The sequence below is a fragment of the Streptomyces synnematoformans genome, assembly GCF_039531005.1.
GTDB classification, from domain to species: Bacteria; Actinomycetota; Actinomycetes; order Streptomycetales; family Streptomycetaceae; genus Streptomyces; species Streptomyces synnematoformans.
The window spans coordinates 1-3,584 of the sequence record NZ_BAAAPF010000354.1 but is presented as its reverse complement, the minus strand read 5'-3'; the positions used below and the strand labels follow the sequence as shown (position 1 = coordinate 3,584).

Below are 3,584 nucleotides of genomic sequence, written 5' to 3'. Positions count from 1 at the left end.
CGGCGCGGTGGCGGGCGGCGCCGCAGCGGCGGCCGCCCTGCAGCGCCGCCGCCGCTGACCGATTCCTCCGGGAAACCCACAACACGCCCGTGAACCAGGCAGTTCGTGTCACTTACCGATCAAACTCAATCCGACGGCCGATACTTGAGGGGTCGTCAATAAGCTGTGGATCGGACGGAAACGGTGATTTAAGCAACTGGAGGTAGCGCGCCCGACACGAAGCGTTATTCTCCTCAGACGCAATCCGGTGGAAGCACTGCCTCTGGGAGTCCCGTGTACCCATACGTCGGGGTTGACGCCTCAGGCCTGGCTACGCTGCGCGCGCAGGTGATCGAGCAACTGCGCCTCTTCTCGCCCGCCCTGGCCGTCGCCGGCCCCGCCGCCGCCCCTGCCGCCGGTCCCGCCCCCGGGCCGGTCGCGGGCCCCGCCTACGCCCTCACCGACGGCGGCGCGGCGGTCGGCAGCAGACGGCGGCAGGGCGGCGGCGCGGGCACCCGCGAGCGCGGCGGCCGGCCGGCCAGGCCGAGCCAGCCCTCGACCGGCGACAGCCGCCGCATGATGGACCTGGTCGAGCGCGCCCAGTCCGGGGAGACCGAGGCCTTCGGCCGGCTCTACGACCAGTACGCCGACACCGTCTACCGCTACATCTACTACCGCGTCGGCGGCCGGGCGACGGCCGAGGACCTCACCTCGGAGACCTTCCTGCGCGCCCTGCGCCGCATCGGCACGTTCACCTGGCAGGGCCGCGACTTCGGCGCCTGGCTGGTGACGATCGCCCGCAACCTCGTCGCCGACCACTTCAAGTCCAGCCGCTTCCGCCTGGAGGTCACCACCGGCGAGATGCTGGACCCCAGCGAGACCGAGCGCAGCCCCGAGGACTCCGTCCTGGAGACGCTGTCCAACACCGCCCTGCTGGAGACCGTACGGAAGCTCAACCCGCAGCAGCAGGAGTGCGTGACCCTCCGCTTCCTGCAGGGCCTGTCGGTGGCCGAGACGGCCAAGGTGATGGGCAAGAACGAGGGCGCGATCAAGACCCTCCAGTACCGCGCGGTGCGCACCCTCGCCCGGCTGCTCCCGGACGACGCCCGCTGACGGGCGGCGATCGCCCGTGCAGGTCGCGATACCCGGGGCGCCTCCGCCGACCGGAGTACTATCAACGCCACCGCGTAACCCGACTGCCCTGCCCGTCGTTGAGCGGATAGCAGGGCTTCTTCCGACGCGAGTTGTCCACCCCTGCTCACTCATTCGAGTGAAACGGGTCAAGGAGTACAACTCTGCGGGCGGGACAGGGAGTCCCACACAGAGACCCCGAGTCGACAGGAGGTGCCGCCCGTGATCGGATCCGTATCGGCACACCGGCGGGCCCACGCCTTCGCCCAGGCCCTTGATGAGGAGTCTCGGGCGCAGCAGGCGGAGGCGCTGGCGGCAGACCCCGAGCAGGCGCGCCTGCTCGGCCTCGCGGGACAGCTCGCCGCCGTGCCGGGGCCGGCCCTCGACCCCGAGGTCAAGACCGCGCAGCGGACCCGGCTCATCGCCGCCATGGAGGCGATGCTCGCCGAGGACACCGCGGAGAGCACCGAAGCGCCCCTCATCCCCGCGCCCCGCCGCCGCGGCGCCCACCGCGCGGCCGGCCCGCTGTCCCGGCTCCGCCCGCGCTCCCGCCTCTCCCGCGGCGTGGCCATCGGCGGCGTCGGCGTCGGCGTGGCCGCCGGGGCCTTCAGCGCCGCCGCCGCGGTCAGCTCCGACGCCCTCCCGGGCGACACGCTCTACGGCCTCAAGCGCGGCATGGAGGACCTGCGCCGCGGCATGGCCGACGACGACGCCGAGCGCGGCCGCATCTACCTCGACCAGGCGTCCACCCGGCTGAACGAGGCCCGGCGGCTCATGGAGCGCGACCGCGCCGGCGCCCTCGACGAGGAGTCCGTGAGCGAGATCCGCGAGGCCCTCGACAACGTACGGCACGACGCCGGCGAGGGCCGCCGGCTGCTGCGCGGCGCGTACGACGAGAACGGCTCGCTCGCCCCCATGCAGACCCTCTCCGCGTTCTCCCAGAAGAACGAGCGCAGTTGGCAGCAGCTCCGCGACCGGCTCCCGCCCGCGCTGGGCGAGCTGAGCGACGAGGTCAGCTCGGTGTTCGACGCCATAAAGCAGGATGTCGCCCCGCTGTCCTCGCTGCTGCCCGGCCCCGAGGAGGACTCCACCCCCGGCGGCACCTCGCCCGGCACCGCGGGCACCGGCGGCACGGGCACCGAGCCCGACCCGGCCGAGCCCACCCCCTCGCCCACCGCCACGGCCGAGGGCGAGGTCGGCGACGACGGCGAGCCGAAGCCCAGCGCCACCGAGGAGGACGGGCTGGTCGACGACGGCCTCATCGGCGGCGTCCTGCCCGGAGGCGAGGACTCGGGCGGGCGCGAGACCGACGACAGCTCCTCCCCCACCGAGCAGGAGCCCGGCAGGACGAAGCCGGAGATCACCCTGCCGCCGCTGCTGCCGCTGCCCGACCTGGGCCTCGACATCGGCGAGGAGGAGTAGCGGGGCGGGCAGCGGCCGGGCGGCCTGCGGGGGGGTCAGAAGAAGACCGACCGCCGCTCGACGAGCAGCTTGTACAGCGTGTGCTGGATCGTCTCGCGCACCTGGTCGGTCAGGTTGAACATCAGCATGGGGTCGTCCGCCGCCTCCGGCGGATAGCCGTCCGTGGGGATCGGCTCGCCGAACTCGATGGTCCACTTCGTCGGCAGCGGTACGGCCCCCAGCGCGCCCAGCCACGGGAACGTCGGCGTCACCGGGAAGTACGGCAGCCCCAGCAGCCGCGCCACCGTCCTGGCGTTGCCGATCATCGGATAGATCTCCTCCGCCCCGACGATCGAGCACGGCACGATCGGCGCCCCCGCCCGCAGCGCGGTCGAGACGAAGCCGCCGCGGCCGAAGCGCTGGAGCTTGTAGCGGTCGGCGAACGGCTTGCCGATCCCCTTGAAGCCCTCCGGCATCACGCCGACGACCTCGCCGCGCGCCAGCAGCCGCGCCGCGTCGTCCGCGCAGGCCAGGGTGTGCCCGCCCTTGCGGGCCAGCTGGTTGACGAACGGCAGCGCGAACACCAGGTCGGCCGCGAGCAGCCGCAGATGGCGGTCGGCGGGGTGGTGGTCGCGGACGGCGACCTGCGCCATCAGCCCGTCCCAGGGCAGCGTGCCGGAGTGGTTGCAGACGACGAGCGCGCCGCCGGTGTCGGGGATGTTCTCGACGCCCTTGACCGTCACCCGGAAGTACTTCTCGAAGACCGGGCGGAAGAGCGGCACGAGCACCTGGTCGGTGAGTTCCGCGTCGAAGCCGAACTCGTCGACCTCGTAGTCGCCCGTCAGCCGCCGCCGCAGAAAGCCCAGCGCGTCCGCCGCCCGGCGCTCCCAGCCGCCGCCGAGGAGCCGGGGCAGCACGTCCACGAGGGCGCTCTGCAGGGCGGACGCGACGGCCTCGGCGGCGCCGGCGCCCGGGGGCGCCGTACCGGCCGCCGCAGCGGTGTGCGCCGCGCCGGCGGGGTCGGCGGGGGCGGCGTCGCCCGGCCGCCCGCCTTCCGCGGCGTCCGCCAAGTC

General features: G+C 73.7%; 3 protein-coding genes. 2 read left to right on the top strand and 1 reads right to left on the bottom strand.

The features are described 5' to 3' along the window. The first annotated feature begins 273 nt into the window (after window positions 1-273). Together ABD317_RS31650 and ABD317_RS31645 are read left to right on the top strand one after the other, a co-directional pair. Window positions 274-1,092 carry an ECF subfamily RNA polymerase sigma factor, BldN family gene (locus ABD317_RS31650; RefSeq protein WP_027755958.1) on the top strand — a complete coding sequence of 273 codons (819 nt, stop codon included), beginning with the start codon at window positions 274-276 and terminating at the stop codon, window positions 1,090-1,092. Window positions 1,093-1,332: 240 nt separating this feature from the next. Then, window positions 1,333-2,532 carry a DUF5667 domain-containing protein gene (locus ABD317_RS31645; RefSeq protein ID WP_344294452.1) on the top strand — a complete coding sequence of 400 codons (1,200 nt, stop codon included), beginning with the start codon at window positions 1,333-1,335 and terminating at the stop codon, window positions 2,530-2,532. A 35-nt stretch (window positions 2,533-2,567) separates the two neighbouring features. Here ABD317_RS31645 and ABD317_RS31640 read toward each other — a convergent pair whose 3' ends face one another. Next, window positions 2,568-3,581, bottom strand: coding sequence for a lysophospholipid acyltransferase family protein (locus tag ABD317_RS31640; protein ID WP_425582486.1), 1,014 nt, complete (start codon window positions 3,579-3,581; stop codon window positions 2,568-2,570). Window positions 3,582-3,584: the final 3 nt, after the last annotated feature.